Below are 16,071 nucleotides of genomic sequence, written 5' to 3' on the forward strand. Positions count from 1 at the left end.
AAGTGCCCATGGATACCGAATTCTACCGCATGAAGCGCCTGCCGCCCTATGTCATCGCTGAAGTCAACGCGATGCGCGCGGCCGCACGTGCGGAAGGGCGCGACATCATCGATCTGGGCATGGGCAATCCCGATCTGCCCCCACCCCAGCACGTGATCGACAAATTGTGCGAAGTGGCACGCGATCCGGGCGCGCATGGCTATTCGCAGTCCAAGGGCATCCCCGGCTTGCGCCGCGCCCAGGCCGCCTATTACGAACGGCGCTGGGGCGTCGAAGTGGACCCCGAACGCGAAGTGGTGGTGACGCTGGGTTCGAAGGAAGGCCTCGCCAGCCTTGCCACCGCGATCACCGCGCCGGGCGATACGATCCTTGCGCCCAATCCCAGCTATCCGATCCACACCTTCGGCTTCATCATCGCCGGGGCCAGCATCCGCAATGTGCCCACCACGGCGGATGACCGCTATTGGGCGGAATTGGAAAAGGCGATGAACTTCACCGTCCCGCGCCCCACGGTGCTGGTGGTGAATTACCCCAGCAATCCCACCGCCGAAGTGGTCGATCTGGCTTTCTATGAAAAGCTGGTGGACTGGGCGCGCTTCCACAAGGTGTGGGTGCTGTCTGACCTGGCCTATTCCGAACTCTACTACAACGGCAAGCCCACCCCTTCGATCCTGCAAGTGAAGGGCGCAAAGGACGTCGCGGTCGAGTTTACTTCGCTGTCCAAGACCTATTCGATGGCCGGCTGGCGCATCGGCTTTGCGGTGGGCAACCAGACGCTGATCGCCGCGCTGACACGGGTGAAAAGCTATATCGATTACGGCGCTTTCACCCCGATGCAGGCCGCCGCCGTTGCCGCGCTCAACGGCCCGCAGGATATCGTGGAACAAAACCGCCAGCTCTACCACAAGCGGCGCGATGTCATGGTGGAAGCCTTTGGCCGCGCCGGATGGGAGATTCCCGCGCCGCCTGCCTCCATGTTCGCCTGGGCACCGCTGCCCCCGGCCCTGAAGGAAATGGGCAGCCTGGAGTTTTCCAAGCAATTGCTCACCCATGCCGAAGTCGCAGTGGCGCCGGGCGTGGGATACGGAGAGGATGGCGAAGGCTTCGTGCGGATTGCCATGGTGGAAAACGAACAGCGGCTGCGCCAGGCAGCCCGCAACATCAAACGCTATCTGCAAAGCATGGGTGTGAATTCAACGGCCGCCTGATCGCGTATTATTGACCGGGTCCGCAATCATGCCGGGCTTGTTTTCGCGCCCGATTGCCTTTGCCATGCACAGCCCACAATGGCGGGAGTGGCAATGTGAAAACTTTCGGCTGGGTCGCTGCCGAACAAATGCCCGCACCGCAATGGGATTTGCGGCAGGAGGGATGGACGCTGTGCCACGGGCAAGGGGGACATCGCGCCGATTGCCGACACGTCCTCGCCTGCGATGTGCGGCGCCTTACGCCGGAGCAAAGGACCGGCCTTGCCGAAGCAGATCGGCCCGCCTGGCGGCTGATCCTGATCGGCGTGGAGGAACCGGCTGAACGCGCGCACCTGCTCTCGATCGGCTGCGCCGAAGCGCTGTCCGCCTCCACCACGATTGGCGAGCTGGCTGCCCGCGCGCAGCGGGTGGCCGACATGTTCGACCTGTTGCCGCGCTGGCGGCTGCTGGGGCCGCTGACGCTTGACCTGTTTCACCGCGATGTGCGCCATGGCACGCGTTGGCTCAACCTGCATCCGCGCGAATTTGGCGTGCTCTGGCGGCTGGCAGACAATCCGGGCGAGGCGGTAAGCCGTGCGCAATTGCTGACCGATGTCTGGCGGCTGGCGCATGAACCGGGCACCAACAGTGTGGAAGTGCATGTGTCGCGCCTCCGCGGCAAGCTCGCCTCTGTCGGCTGCGAACGGCTGGTGGAAACCGTACCGCAGGGGGGATACCGGCTGGGCGGCAATGCCCCATTCATGTTTGGTCGGCCGCCTGCCGGAGCCGACCGGCTGGATCGCTTCTTGCGCGATCTCGATTGGAAGGGTGCGGGCCATGCTTCGGAGTTGCCGGCCGATGACACCTATCTGCGACAGTCTGCCACAAAATCGCCGCTAGCTTAGCAGCGGCAGGCGCATTATCGTCCGACGACGTTCCTGGGAGAGAGGATCACCAATGACACGCCAAGCGGCCCGTACGCTCGACGTTACGCAATTCCTGCAAGAGGTCGAACCGCAGCGTTTTGTAACCTTGCGGCTGCCCTTCCTGCGCAAAGGGTTCAATACGGGGCTGACCGCGTATCACTTGCAATTGCTGTTGTTGTGCAGCCTGGTGACCTTTTTCGACGGGCAGGATTTTTCCGCGCTCGCCTATGCCCTGCCTTACATTCGCGACGATATGGCGCTGACAAACGAGATGACCGGCTATGTCAGCGCGGCGGCGTTTCTGGGTCAGATGATCGGGTCGCTGTTCGGCTCCTATCTGGGCGATATCTTCGGGCGGCGGCCGGTTATCATCGCCTGCACAATCGGCAGTGCGGTGTTCACCACCATTGTCGGCTTTGCCGGTTCGGCAGAACAACTGATCGCGCTGCGCTTCATTTCCGGTCTGGCGATTGGCGGATTGTTGGCACCGGTCTGGGCGCTGAGCATTGAATCCATGCCCAAATCGATGCGTGCCACATCGGTGACGGTCATCATGATGGGCTTTTCCTTCGGCGGCGCATCCGCCGCGCCGATTGCCAACTGGGTTGCCCCCGTGCTCGGCTGGCAGGGCATTTTCTGGGTCTGCGGCGCGATGACCGGCGTGTTCGCGCTGATCCTGCTGTTCACCCTGCCCGAAAGCGCGCGCTGGATGGTGGCGAAGAACCTGCCAAAGGAACGCATCGCGCCGGCATTGACCCGGTTCAACCCGGCTTTCCGGGCAGAGGATTACGACGCCTTCACCCTGCCCGATGAACGCAAGACAACCGACAGCGCCAACCCCCTGCTCAAGTTCCGCGAACTGTTCATCGGCGCGCTGCTGATCGTGACTCCGCTGATCTGGGCAGCCTATTTCTTCTCCAGCTTCGCGATCTACCTCAAGAGCAGCTACGGCGTGATCTTCATGGAAAACCTCGGCATGGCGCGCACCGATGCCGCCTGGCTGGGCAGCGCATCGGGTATCATGGGCGCGATTGGCGGGGTGATCCTGCTGATGATGACCGAAAAGCGCGGGCCAGGCTGGATTGCGCTCGCGCCTCTCATCGCCCTTCCCTTCACCCTGTTGATTGGTCTCGACATGGTGGAAGGCGGGCCGTGGTTCGTACCCTTCCTGCTGATCAGCGCGACACTGGTGGGCGCAGGCCATGCGGCGGTTATATCGATCACCAGCATCTATTACCCCAGCGCGGTGCGCGCCACCGGCGGCGGCTGGGCCAGTTTCATGGCCAAGTTCGCCGCGGTTGCCGCGCCGATATTCGGGGCGCAGTTTCTTGCGGGGCGGCAGGGCGCGCTCGATGGCTATATCTTCACTGTGGGTTGCCTGCTGGGCATCGCGGTGTGTGTGCTGGCGCTCTCGTGGTTTGCGCGGGGCTTGCGCGAACGGGCCAATGCCCCTGCCCATCAACCCGCCGAATAGGATTTCCCTGACATGACCTTGCGCAGCCTAGCCGCCAATTCCCCCAGCCGCCGCGCCAATTGGCGTGCGCTGGGCCTGTCGGCCGAAGACATGGAAAAGCCCAAGATCGCGGTGGTCAATTCCAGCAGCGAACTGGCGATCTGCTACGCGCATCTGGATGGCATCGCGCAAATGGTGAAAGAGGAAATCCGCGCGGCGGGCGGCGTCCCGTTCGAAGTGCGCACCGCCGCGCCATCCGATTTCATCACGGGCGCAGGCAAGACGGGCAGCTATATCCTCGCCGGGCGCGACATTATCGCCAACGATATCGAAGTGCAGGTCGAAGCCGCGCTGCTTGACGGGATGATCTGCCTGACCAGTTGCGACAAGACCCCGCCGGGTCATCTGATGGCGGCCGCGCGCCTCAACATCCCCACCATCCTCGTTATCGGCGGATACCAGCAGGCAGGCGAGATCGATGGCGAGCCGGTGGATGTCGAAGACGTCTGGTCGGGCCAGATCGGCGTGCGCTTTGGCAAACAGCCGAAATTCCCGGTGAAGGACATGGCCGAAAACGCCATCATGGGCCCCGGCGTTTGCGCGGGGATGGCAACCGCCAACACCATGCATTGCGTGGTGGAAGCGCTGGGCATGTGCCTTCCCGGCCACGCGCCGGTGCGCGGCAACAGCCCCAAGATGCAGGCCAATGCCCGCGCCGCCGCGCGCCGTATCGTGGAAATGGTGCACGAACAGCTTCTGCCCCGCCAGATCCTGACCGAAAGCGCGTTTCGCAACGGCGTTGCCACGCTGCTCGCCGTGTCGGGCAGCATCAACGCGATCAAGCATATGCAGGCAACCGCGGTCGAGGCGGGCCTCGATCTCGATATCTTCACGCTGATGGAGGAGATGGCCGATGTGCCCGTCCTCTCCGCCGTGCGCCCCACCGGGCATGTGCGGATCGAGACGTTCGAGGACGCGGGCGGCGCGCGCGCGGTGCTGAAACGGCTGGAAGACCGGATCGATACGCAGGCGCTGACTTGCACCGGCAAGACGCTGGCCGAGAATCTGAAAGGCTATGTCATTCCCGGCCCGGACGTGATCCACGCGATTGACGATCCGGTGAGCGAAGGCCCCGCGATTGCCATTCTGAAAGGCAGCTTTGCCAGCAGCGCAGTGGTGCGGCTGGGCATTCGCGATGGCAGCCGGCCGGAGGAATTCGTCGGCCCCGCGCGCGTGTTCGAAAGCACGACGGAATGTCTGCAAGCGATCGAGGACAAGGTGGTGCAGCCCGGCGATGTCGTCATCAGCCGCAATCAGGGGCTGGTGGGCGGACCGGCGATGGGCGGCAGTGCCTCGCTGATCCTGTTCGCGCTTGATGCCGCGGGCCTTGCCAAGGAAACCGCCTTTGTCACCGACGGGCAATTGTCGGGCCTGTGCCTGAAAGGGCTGACCGTGGCCGAGGTCTCCCCCGAAGCCGCCACCGGCGGCCCCATCGGCAAGGTGCAAAGCGGCGATATCATCCGGATCAGCGTGGCGAACCGCAGCATCGACATCGATGTTCCCGCTGACGAGTTGGCGCGGCGCGAAGGCGTGGGCGTGCGCGTGCCTGCCACCGGCTATCTGGCGAACTTCCGACAGGCCGTGCGCGGGCTCGAAACCGGCGGGGTTCTTTTGCCGGAGTAGTTTCAGCTCACAAGGCTTTGCATCTTCATTTGTCGGAGTTATCAGGGGTGTCATGTCCTTGATAACTCGCCCTCTCATTGCTCTGGCCTGCGCCCTGCCGCTGGCTGGCTGTTCGCAGACCTATGCCGCGGGTGCATCGCCTGCGGTCGCCGCCCCGCCGGTGCCCGCTGTGGCCCCGCTGCAACCGGGCGACACCTTTGCCAACACCGGCAATCCGCTGATCCGCGACCGGCACACTGCCGACCCCGCGCCGCTGGTGGTGGGCGATACGCTTTACCTCTATGTCGGCCATGACGAGGCGCGCGGCGACCAGATGTTCAACATCACCGAATGGCTCGCCTATTCGACCAAGGACATGCAGAGCTGGACCTATCACGGCCCGATCATGCGCCCGACCGATTTCAGCTGGGCCAGCCGCGATGCCTGGGCCAGCCAGGTGCACGAAAAGGACGGCCGGTTCTGGTTCTACACCACGGTGGAACATGACGAGGTGCAGGGATCGCACGGCAAGGCGGTGGGCGTCGCCGTGGCGGACAATCCGCTTGGCCCCTTTGTCGATGCACGCGGCAGCGCTCTGGTCCGCAACGAGGACACCAATGGCCCGCATCACTGGGACGATATCGACCCCACCGTGTGGACCGAGGAGGACGGCACAAGCTGGCTGATCTGGGGCAATGCCGAGGTGAAGATCGCCAGGCTGGCGCCGGATATGATCAGCCTCGACGGCCCCATCCGCCTGATCGACCTGCCCGATTTCGAGGAAGGGCCGTGGGTCTTCAAGCGCGGCGACCTGTATTATCTGATCTATGCCAGCATGGACAAGGCGATCAGCCCGGATGAGCGGATCTCCTACGCCACCGCGCCCTCGATCGAAGGGCCGTGGACATGGCGCGGCGAAGTCACCGGCTCTGCCGCGAACAGCTTCACCATCCATCCCGGCGTGGTCGAGTTTCAGGGCGAATGGTATCTGTTCTACCATGTCGGCACGCTCGACATTGGCGACCAGCCGGGCGGCCTTGGCCGCCGCGCGGTGGCGGTGGAGCGAATGGAGTTTGACGAAAACGGCCTGATCCTGCCGGTGCAGCACACCGCGCGGGGCATCCTGCCCCGGCCGTGAGGTTCGCCATCTGCTGCGCTGCTGTGGCAGCGGTCGGGCTTGCCACATCGGCATCTGCCCAAACGCATCAGCCGCCAGCGATAACGGTTGAGGAATGGTCTCTGCCCGGTGGCCCCGCATTGCCGGTTGTGGTGGAAGCCGGGCGCAGCGGATTGTCCGGGCCGCGTGAGCCTGCCTTTTCGGGCGCACCCCTCCCGCCGGGCGATTTCACACTCACCACCACGCTGATTTATCAGCATTTGCGCGACGGGGATGAAGCGGGGATTGCCCTTCGCGGCGCAAATGGCGGCTGGGTGAGCATCCAGCTGGAACATATCACCCCGGCGCTGCTCATCGCCGCCCGCCGCCATGCACCGGGCGAGCCACACGTGCATGGACGGTTGATCGCCACCACCGCCGTTCCTGGCTGGTACGAAGGGCGCATCGGTTTGCGGATGCAGCGCGAGGGCACAATGATCGCGCTGGCCTACCGGGTGGAAGGCGGCGACTGGCAGAGCCTTGGCCCGCCCATCAGCGATCCCACGGGCGATGCCGCACAAGCCGGCGTATTCGCGGTGGACGGGGCGGAGCGGTAAGCCCCGCCCTGCTGGGCATCATTTCGCCGCCACCGGCTCCGCCTGCCCTGCCCGCACTGCGGCCACCGCGCTGTCATCCGAAAGATGCGCGCCCTGTTCGCGCAGCACGCGGCGGATGTCGTCCACCGGCACGGCGCGCGGCTGAACGCCCTTGTCCGCCGCCAGCGCTGCACCCACGCCCGCCGCATGGCCCGTCAGCCAGCATTGCGGAATCTCGCGCATGAAGCCGTGGCTGTTGGCATCGCAGCTGATATGCCGCCCGCCCACCAGCAGGCCATCGAGATTGCGCGGCACCAGCGCGCCGTAAGGAACGGAGATCACCGGGAACTTCGGGCTGATCGAGGGGGACACGCCCACCTCGTCCGCCACCGGTGTGCCATTGCCCCAATCCTTGCGTTCAATCCGGCCCACGCCCGCCAGCCGCCGCGTGTGGCGCACGCCAAGCTGGCTGGCGCTTTGCAGGCTGTAGACATTCTCGAAACCCGGCGCGTGGCGGCGGAAGAACTGGCAATGCCCTTCCATCAAGCGGTGGCTGCGGATTTCGACTTCGGTCATGTCGTCCACATCCAGCGCCGACAGGCCCGATTGGCGCGGCCCCAGGAACAGCGCGATATCGGGCCGCCAGCTGACATAGGGTGTCTGGAAATAGCCCAGCTCTTGCCGCCCACGCTCCATGAACTGGCGCAGCTCGTCCGGGTGATGCACTTTCCAGTCGATCCAGCGGTCCATATTGACCCCGCCCAGCACCCAGCCGGTATTCATCGAATGGTGGACATCGCCCTCCTCGATATCGGTATCGAAATCCGCACCTGCGCGCGCGAACATGTCGCCATCGCCCGTGGTATCGACCACCACCTTCGCCATCAGCGCGTGGCGGCCCATCTTGCTTTCAAAGATCACCCCGCGCGCCGCGCCATCCTGCACCAACGGGCGGGCGGCAAAGGCGTGAAACACGATGCGCACGCCCGCTTCCAGAAGCATTTCCTGGTTGTTGAGCTTCATGCGTTCCGGGCACAGCGTGGGCGCCCATTGGACAATGCCGTGAAACGCGGTGGTGCGGTTGCCCCAATAGGCGAACTTGGCGGGATCGCGGCTGCCCCAATCCTCGCGCGGGGGGCCGGCCACGCCATCGGCGGGCATCCGGTCGATGAAGTGGCGGGCATAGCCCTGGATCACATGGTTGCCCTGCCAATCGGTCATGCGGTCGATCCACATCACCAGCCCGCCAGTGCTCAGGCCGCCAAGGCAATTGTACCGCTCCACCAGCGTGACCCGCGCACCAGCCTTGGCCGCCGCCCATGCCGCCGCGCAGCCCGCCGGGCCGCCGCCGATCACCGCCACATCGCATTCGTGATAGATCGCGATGTCACGCGCTTCCTCGCGCACCGTTCCGGTTCCGTTGGGCGGCGGCAGGTTGCGCGCATTGCTTTCAAACACGTCAGAACCGAGGAACCGCTCCTCGCTGTGCCCTTCGACGCGTTGCAGCTTCACGCCGCCGGGGCCGGTCGCATTCGGGGGGGTGTCTGTCACTTTGTGTCTGCCTTCCAGATAAGCACTTCGCCTGCATCCGCATCGATCCGCACCCGGTCGCCCGTGGCGATGAGATCAATCGGATTGCGGTCAAAATCGGTCAATGTCGGCACCCGCATCACCACTGCGCCCAGCGCCGCCTTGGTGGTGGTGACGGTATAGAGCATCCCCAGCGGCGCCTTGCCGGTCAGCCGCGTGGTGTGGAACGCGCCCGACCAGCCGGACGATCCCTTGGCTCCGGGAAAGACGAGAATCTTGCCCGCAAAGCTGATGTCTTTGAGTTCATGGTGATTTTCGATGACGGTGCCGGTCATCGCATTGATGCCGCCCCAGCCGCTGATCGTCTGCCGTGTCACCAGCGCCTCGCCTTCGGCCACGCCGCCCACGACGCGGCGGCCGCGCAGCACAATGTCGGGCGGGCGAATGTCCACTGTCGCCATCAGGCAAGCCTCCCCGCCCATGTGCCGGTGCAGGCGGCATCCACGCATTCCGCCGTAGTGCCGAACCACCCCTCGATCCCCATCATCGCGGGCAGGTAATGCGCCTGCTTGGCGCTGTCGAACGCGGCAACGCGCGTCCCCGGCGGCACCGCCTGGCTGATGGCAGAGCAGGTATCGGTCATCACCCGCGCGCCCGCCGCCTCGATCCGGGCGACATGGCCGCTGGCCATCGCGGTCGCCTTCACCGCACGGCTGGTGAACACCCACAGCGCGCTGTTTTCATGCACCCGCCGCCCTTCCAGCAGCGCGGCGATCTCGGCAATCTGGTCAATGCTGGCATGCGGGCAACCCAGCATCACGTAGTCAACATCGCGGCTGTCGCCGATGGAATTGAGCCGTTCGTAAACCCGCCGCCGCTCCGCCGCGCCATAGGCGAAGCGCTCCCCCCTCCGCGCGCCACCAAAGGCCGCCTCTGCCGTGGGCGCTTCGGGCGTGATGCCGACCATGTGATACATCTCCACGCCGCCCGAACTTGCCGCTGCGGCACCGAAATGCTTGTGCTTGATCAGGCTGGGCGCGGCGACACGGCCTTCCAGCACCGGGATCGCATCCTCCACCGCCCAGCCGGTGTAATAGCCCAGCATCCCCCATTCGAAGATCGAATCCACCGGCACATCCACGCGGATCGAATGGTGCCCGCGCCGCCCTTCGGGCCGGTGAAAGCCCCAATTGGGGATCCGCTTGGCCAGCATTGCGGCGCTGGTCGATTCGCGCCCTTCGCAATTGGTGCGCGCGCCGATCACCGAATTGGCAAAGACCACCGCGCTCGATTCCATCCACGCGCAATGTTCGCCCATCACCGGCACATTGCCCGCCAAATAGGGGGTGCAGGTTTTCAGCACCTGCACGCCATGCGCGGCAACCTCGGCCTCGTCGCTTCGGAAATTGGCGTTTGCCGCCTCGGACATGCCCATTTCGCGCCACTGGTCGGGGTCCATCCCGCCTTGCAGATGGCAGGCAAAGCCCTGAATTACCGGCACATCTACCACATCATCCGAATCAAGGTCGAACCGGCTGAACACGGCGCGGTAATCCCCGCCATCCGCGGCATAGTAATCCTTCACCCATTGCGGGGAGGAACCGGGCACGCCTGCGACATTGTTGGTATAGACGAAACCCTCTGCACCCAGCGCCTCGGCATAGCGGACCAGCAAGTCCATCGCCCGCGCCACGGCCGCGCCATCGCGCCCGTCGAGCATCGCCCGCTCATCATCGCTGAGCCTTACCATTGCCGCGCAATCTCCCTTTGCACTGGGTAAGGCAATGCGCGGGCATGAAACACATTGCAAGCCTTCGTCCCATTCGCTAGGTGCGCGCCTTCCGGCCCGATGGCGGAGTGGTTACGCAGAGGACTGCAAATCCTTGCACGCCGGTTCGATTCCGGCTCGGGCCTCCACCTTACTTGCGCATTGCGCCAGCGCCTTGCTGGCGATATGGGCAGGGCCAAGGCACATGACGGGCCGCTTTAGCTCAGTTGGTAGAGCATCGCATTCGTAATGCGGGGGTCACAGGTTCGAGTCCTGTAAGCGGCACCATCAGACCATTCGCCAACACCCCCTGAAAGCCACACCGTGGCGTGCTGCGGGCACGCACTTTCGCCAGTTTCGTGCGGAGTTCGGCGTGGCGGCTTTCGTATGGTCCGTCCGAACCCTGGCGGGCAAAATTCGATGATCGATCATGGGCGTCTCGTTTAGCCTCCGTCTGGGAGCGCCTGTGCCACACGGTCGCATTGATGGGGATAGGCGATGTCTGATCTTGTCGCCGCGCACAATTTTCCGACCGTTTCGGCACCAGCCGCGATGCGCAACTTTCCTCATGTGCGGGATAATGAGCGCGACAGGCTGCTGGATTACGTCACGCTTTCTCCGGAGATGAGCGTTCTCGATATTCAGGCTGCGGGTGGATATCTGTCCGATGAAGTGTATCGGCGATTGAACGGTGCAGTGTCGCTTGTCTGCGTGGAACCCAATCCCGAACTTCGCGCGCGCCTGAATCCGGCCTTCCGTGCACTTGCCGATCCGGTCGAGCAATTCGCCAGCATTCCCGATCATTCGATCGATCTGGCGCTGGGCTTGATCGGCCTGCACCACAGCGCGTCGCACCGGGCGACGATTGCCGAGACGTGGCGTGTCCTGAAGCCAGGGGGCGAAATGGCGATTTGCGATGTGCCAAGGGCCAGCCGTCTCGCCAGCTGGTTCAATGAATTCGTCGATGCGCATTGTCCGGCGGGACATGATGGCAATTTTCCCGAAGTCGGAAGCATGTCGCGCCTCGCCGCAGGTGTCGGTTTCGTCGCCATCACCGAAGAAGTTCGCGATGTGCCCTGGGTTTTTGGCGAGAGAACGCAGATCGCCACATTCTTCCAAGGCTTGTTCAACCTCGATCTGCCTTGCGCAGAAATCGACCGGGCGTTGGACAGCTATTTCACCATTCACGAACTGGGTGATACGTGCCTTGTCGAATGGCAGCTGTCCTATTGCCACGCGCGCAAGCCTGGATGTTACGCCCGTGATCCGCGCGCATCTGCTAAGAACCTTCAAGGGGCCCAATATCTACGGGGCGGAGCCGGGCCTTCTGATCGGCCTCGATCTGGATGCGGTGGATATCGCCACAGCGTGTGCGCGTTGCGAAGAGATTGGCGTGGCCTGTCGCACCTGGTTCCGCAACACGGATGGGAATGGCGATGAAACTGCCGCCGCGCTGAAAAGCACGCGCGATATTGCCCGATTTGTCGCTGGTCTATCGCGCGCCGCTCTCAACGAGATAAGGGGCGACATCCAGTCCGCGCTGGTCGTGGACGAAGACGGCAGACTGCGGATCTATCTTGGCTATCACCACGAGCAGGTAAGCCTGCTGGCAGTGGCGCGTGTGCTTGATCTGGTGAACGGCACCGGCCCGATATCGTCCGTCGATGTGGAACGCCATTTCGCGCATCTGTGGCAGGCGTGCCAACAATCGCATCCCGATTACCAAGCGCAATTCGTCATGCAGGGCGCGCGCAGCAGGGATATTCCGTTTCTTCCCTTCGTCCCGAATATGCGGTTATGGAAATACGGATGGGGCTGCAACGGGCGCGTCTTTCTTGAATCCGCGTCCATGGCCGATTCCTGGCTTGGCGCCCATGTGGCGCAGAACAAACCGGCGACAAAGATCCTGTTCGAAGCGCTGGGCATCCCCTTCGCCCCGCACCGGCTGGTCAATACCGAAACAGAGCTGGAGGCGGCAGCGGTAAGTATTGGGTGGCCCTGCGCGGTCAAGCCGTCCGATCGGGGGCGAAGCATCGGGGTGACGACCAATGTCACCGGCCTGCCTGCCCTGGTGGAAGCCTTCCGTGCAGCGCGCGCGAACAGTTCAGCGCCGATCATGGTCGAGCGTTTCGTTCCGGGCGATGTCTATCGCATCATGGTTGTGCGCGGCAGGGTTGCGTGGATCATTCGCCGCTCGCCCCCGTTTGTCACCGGCGATGGGCGGCGAACGCTGCAAAAGCTTGTCGATGATCATAACCGTCGCCTTGCCGAGGCGCGGCGGCCCGGTAGTTTCCGCGGGGAGACGCCGCTGGACCGCGATTTGCACGACGAGTTGGAGCGGCAGAATATCCGCCTCGACGATATAGTGCCGCAGGGTGTGGAAATCCGGTTGCGAAAGGTGCCGCTGCTCGCCACCGGGGCTGTTCATTTCGATGTCACGGCAAAGGCCCACCCCGACATTCACCGCATGGCCGAAATGCTGGCCGATGCGCTGGGATTTGCGATTTGCGGCATCGATTATGTTTGCGAGGACATCGAGGCGTCATTCACCACACAAGGCGCGGTGCTGGAGGTCAATCAAACACCGGGCCTGCGCGTGCCCATCGTCGCCGGTATCCCGCCCGAAGTGGTGGGACAGAAAATCCTGGGCGATGAAGCGGCCCGTATCCCTGTAATGCTGGTGCCAACCGAGGCCGCCAGACATGAAGCGATAGGCCGTGCCCTGCCCATCCACGCCAACGACGGGTGGGTTATCGGTGGGCGATGTGGGGTGGGCACTACGCCCCTTGCCGGCAACTTCGCCGAAGGATGCACGCCAGAGAATCAGCTCTACGTGCAGACACGACAGGTCCTGCGCAATCCCCTGGCAGAGCGTCTGTTCATTGTCTGTGATCCGCAAACGGTTGCGACGCACGGGTTGCCGGTTGACCGCTGCGATACCGCAATCGCTTTTGTGGCGGAGCCTGAGGATGTCCTCATCCGGATCCTGTCGACCTATTCGGGCACGTTCACCCAGATTGCCGATATGCCCCAACTGGAACAGGCGCTGGCGTCATGGCGATGATGCGCCCGCGCGCCAACGGAGACAGGCCGCGCTATCAGTTCAAGACCGGCTCACATCGAGGCTGGCGCCGGCCTGAAACGCGCCGCCGGGGCCGGTGCCCACGGTGCTGACACCGGCACCAGGGCGGCCGATAGTGACGTTGAGGCCCGCACCGTTATCAACCACCAGCTTTACCCACAGCGTGCCATCGGCTTTGTAGTAGGCAGTCTGCTGTGCCGCGCGCAGATCGGCAAGGCTCGCCATCTCTACGCCGCCTGCGGGGGTAGTGAAGCCGGGCAGTTCGAAGATCACCCACGAGCCATTGTCCATTTCGCGCAGGGACAGCGACAGCGCCTGCCGCGCGGTTTCCAGCCGCACTTCGGCCCCGCTGCGGATCGTGGTTTCGCCGGTATATTCAAACCGGCGACCGCCCCGGCTCATCATTACCGGGTCGGTAATGGGCTCGCTGCCAAAACCGAAATTGCCGCCCACGCCGAACCGGCCGAAATCGCCCCGGCACACCGCTGCGCCCCAGTCGGGCCGGATATCGCAGGCTTCCTCGTCAGACGCGATGCCGTTGTCGATCACAATATAGGCGCCCGGCACCCCGCCGACGGAGCCGTCGCGGTCAAGGAAGGCCGCGCCGCGCCACGCATTCTGCCGCCCGAAATCGGACGCCCAGCGCCGCACCACCGGGGGGAAGCTGACCCGCTTGGAATTGACGAAAGTCGCCCCTTCGATGGCGTTTTCCGTGCTCATGCCGAAACTGGTATACATGAGATAGGACACCGCCCCGGCGTCGCGCTGCGCATTGGGCTGGAAATTGATGAAAGTGGTGTTCTCCACATCGTGGCGCATGTCGTAATATTCATAGCCGCGAATGGGGAAATCGGCATGTTCGCTGGGCAAGCTGCGGCCATAGGCCACCTCCGCCGGTGTGCGCGGATTGCCGATATTCGCGCTTTCTCCCACGAAGATCGAATCCACCACCTTGGAGGTGTAGGGCGCGCGGCCCACAGCGGATGCGGCGTGGGTGAAGCCGATGGCATTATCGGCCACGCGCAGATTGGTGAACAGGTGCAGTTCGCCGCGCCCCCAGACTGCGCCGTTGCGGTTCTTGTAGCCGGTGAAATCGGCAAAATGCGAAACCAGCGGCTCGCTGTTCGGATCGGCCGGATCGGCCGTGGGGAAATGGTAATTGCTGCCGCCCACGCTGAAAGTGCCATCGGGATTTGGCCCGCGGTCGAACATCAACCCGTCGAAATTGGAATGCGCGGTATTGCCGCGGAATTCGCCCACACGGGTGCGGCGTGGCCAGGTGTTGCGGCTGAGTTCCGATCCTTCGAACGCGCCGGTCGGGTGCACCGGCAGGGCAAACCAGAACCCGATCTGGTCAGACCCGGCCGCCACATTATCGATGAAGATATTGTCCGGATTGGTGATCCAGAAGGTCGTGACCGTGTTGTCAGACGGGATCAGCACATTCTCCGACCGCTGGCCCGACGGGGTGCCGATACCGCGCCCCGGCGCCAGATTGGTCGGCACGCAGGGCAGCGTCGGGTGGCACTTGGTCTGAATGCCCAGATTGCGCACGAAGCGGTTGCCCGTCTCGATCCCGTCTTCAAGGAAGAAACAGTGCCCCACCGTGTTGAAGGTGACGTTGTTTTCCACCTGCACATTGTTGGTGCCGTGCACCGTGACACAGCGGTTATAGGTGTCGTGAATCGCGGAATTGCGCAGATACTGCCCTTCCCCCTCACCCAGCAAATGCCAGTGGATGGGATAGCGCGCCAGGTTCAGATGCTGCCCCATACGGGTGAGTTCGACGCCTGAGACCTGCACCTGCGACCGGATCATCGCCATGATGTGCCCACCGAAATAGCTGCTTTCGGCGTCCTCGGAAGCGCGGATGCGGATATTGCGTGTCAGCAGCCCAACCTCGCCGCGCTGGTCGACGCCGAAGGTCACTTCGCCGAAATGCATGTATTCCAGCGGCCGGTCGAGCGTGATCCTGTTGCCCGAAATAGCCGTGATCGTGCGCTTTTCGGCCTGCCTTGGGTCGAAATCGGTGGAGGCGAGCACGATTTCGTCATCCACGCGCCAGCCGCGCGCGTCGAGCACTTCGATCTGCGTGGCGCCGGCTTCGGCCGTGCGGGCCAGCTTCGTCCAGCTGTGATCCCGGTTGCCATGCAGGCTGAGCGTGCCCGCCATCAGCAGAATGCCGCGATCCCCCATCGTGTTGATGTCTTCGCCCGGCACCGTGTCGGTCAGGGTGATGGTTGCATTGCGCGTGTGCGGCACGGCTTCGCTGCCGATGTGGAGCGCCCCGCCGCGCAGGTAAATCCAGTCGGTCACGAGCTCAATGTCGCGTTCGTCCGAAAAGGTCAGGCTGCCTTCTATCGTCAGGCTGCGCAGGGCAGGCGGCTGGATATCAAGCAGCATGGCAACGCCGCGGCCGATAGTGACCGCGTCGCCAGCCGCAGGAACCCGGCCATCGGGCCATGCGGCAGGATCGGACCACCGGGCGTTCTGTGTCGGCGCGGATGGTGCGGGTGCAGCATCTGCCGCGTGGTCGTGATGGCCGGCAAGCGTGTTATCGGTCTGGGCGGCAACGCTCAAACTGGCGACACCCGCCACCAAAACAGGACCAAGCAACGCCAACAGATGCTGGCCCAGCCGCTTGCGCATCACTCTTCTCCCCTCCCGCAGGACTTTCGCGCCCTGCTTCTTTTGATCGGAGAGGATGCATTGCGCGGCCCCGCTTGCCAAGCCGGTCCAACGGACAAGCCGCGTCCAAATTGTAATTCATT

General features: G+C 63.8%; 11 protein-coding genes, 2 tRNA genes and 1 pseudogene. 10 read left to right on the forward strand and 4 right to left on the reverse strand.

Going from position 1 to position 16,071, the window contains the following annotated elements:
* Positions 1-8 precede the first annotated feature (8 nt).
* From WFP39_RS03140 to WFP39_RS03165, 6 genes are all read left to right on the forward strand, one after another.
* The gene (locus WFP39_RS03140; protein WP_336917682.1) at positions 9-1,208 is read left to right on the forward strand and encodes an LL-diaminopimelate aminotransferase; all 1,200 of its coding nucleotides are present in this window, start codon (positions 9-11) and stop codon (positions 1,206-1,208) included.
* Between the two features lie 95 nt (positions 1,209-1,303).
* Entirely contained in the window at positions 1,304-2,092 is a 789-nt protein-coding gene (locus WFP39_RS03145; RefSeq protein ID WP_336917683.1) for a winged helix-turn-helix transcriptional regulator, read from the forward strand.
* Positions 2,093-2,144: 52 nt separating this feature from the next.
* The gene (locus tag WFP39_RS03150; protein ID WP_336917684.1) at positions 2,145-3,587 is read left to right on the forward strand and encodes an MFS transporter; all 1,443 of its coding nucleotides are present in this window, start codon (positions 2,145-2,147) and stop codon (positions 3,585-3,587) included.
* 12 nt (positions 3,588-3,599) lie between these two features.
* Positions 3,600-5,249 carry a dihydroxy-acid dehydratase domain-containing protein gene (locus WFP39_RS03155; protein WP_336917685.1) on the forward strand — a complete coding sequence of 550 codons (1,650 nt, stop codon included), beginning with the start codon at positions 3,600-3,602 and terminating at the stop codon, positions 5,247-5,249.
* Positions 5,250-5,301: 52 nt separating this feature from the next.
* Positions 5,302-6,366, forward strand: coding sequence for a glycoside hydrolase family 43 protein (locus tag WFP39_RS03160; protein ID WP_336917686.1), 1,065 nt, complete (start codon positions 5,302-5,304; stop codon positions 6,364-6,366).
* 23 nt (positions 6,367-6,389) lie between these two features.
* Complete coding sequence (locus WFP39_RS03165; protein WP_336917687.1) at positions 6,390-6,941, forward strand: beta-xylosidase family glycoside hydrolase; 552 nt, start codon at positions 6,390-6,392, stop codon at positions 6,939-6,941.
* A gap of 18 nt (positions 6,942-6,959) precedes the next feature.
* On the opposite strand, the gene WFP39_RS03170 is transcribed toward WFP39_RS03165, so the two are convergent.
* Genes WFP39_RS03170 through WFP39_RS03180 form a run of 3 tightly spaced genes read right to left on the reverse strand, consistent with a single transcriptional unit; the run spans position 6,960 to position 10,200 of the window.
* The gene (locus WFP39_RS03170; protein WP_336917688.1) at positions 6,960-8,471 is read right to left on the reverse strand and encodes an FAD-dependent oxidoreductase; all 1,512 of its coding nucleotides are present in this window, start codon (positions 8,469-8,471) and stop codon (positions 6,960-6,962) included.
* Positions 8,468-8,911: an aconitase X swivel domain-containing protein gene (locus WFP39_RS03175; protein ID WP_336917689.1), complete on the reverse strand. Its 444-nt coding sequence runs from the start codon at positions 8,909-8,911 to the stop codon at positions 8,468-8,470. The genes WFP39_RS03170 and WFP39_RS03175 overlap by 4 nt, the downstream gene beginning before the upstream one ends.
* Positions 8,911-10,200 carry an aconitase X catalytic domain-containing protein gene (locus WFP39_RS03180; RefSeq protein ID WP_336917690.1) on the reverse strand — a complete coding sequence of 430 codons (1,290 nt, stop codon included), beginning with the start codon at positions 10,198-10,200 and terminating at the stop codon, positions 8,911-8,913. Before WFP39_RS03180 ends, WFP39_RS03175 begins: the two co-directional genes overlap by 1 nt.
* 93 nt (positions 10,201-10,293) lie before the next feature.
* Between WFP39_RS03180 and WFP39_RS03185 the strand changes: the two genes are divergently transcribed.
* The 4 genes and pseudogenes from WFP39_RS03185 (at position 10,294) to WFP39_RS03200 (ending at position 13,282) form a co-directional block, all read left to right on the forward strand.
* Positions 10,294-10,367: transfer RNA gene (locus tag WFP39_RS03185), tRNA-Cys, on the forward strand.
* Between the two features lie 63 nt (positions 10,368-10,430).
* Positions 10,431-10,506: transfer RNA gene (locus tag WFP39_RS03190), tRNA-Thr, on the forward strand.
* Positions 10,507-10,842: 336 nt separating this feature from the next.
* Positions 10,843-11,211: pseudogene (locus WFP39_RS15225) on the forward strand (class I SAM-dependent methyltransferase); the annotation flags it as partial.
* 268 nt (positions 11,212-11,479) lie between these two features.
* A complete protein-coding gene (locus WFP39_RS03200; protein ID WP_336917692.1) occupies positions 11,480-13,282 on the forward strand; it encodes a hypothetical protein in 1,803 nt (600 codons plus the stop codon).
* A gap of 39 nt (positions 13,283-13,321) precedes the next feature.
* Here WFP39_RS03200 and WFP39_RS03205 read toward each other — a convergent pair whose 3' ends face one another.
* Positions 13,322-15,949 carry a G8 domain-containing protein gene (locus tag WFP39_RS03205; protein ID WP_336917693.1) on the reverse strand — a complete coding sequence of 876 codons (2,628 nt, stop codon included), beginning with the start codon at positions 15,947-15,949 and terminating at the stop codon, positions 13,322-13,324.
* Between the last annotated feature and the right edge of the window lie 122 nt (positions 15,950-16,071).

It is taken from the genome of Alteraurantiacibacter lauratis, assembly GCF_037154155.1.
GTDB lineage: Bacteria > Pseudomonadota > Alphaproteobacteria > Sphingomonadales > Sphingomonadaceae > Alteraurantiacibacter > Alteraurantiacibacter lauratis.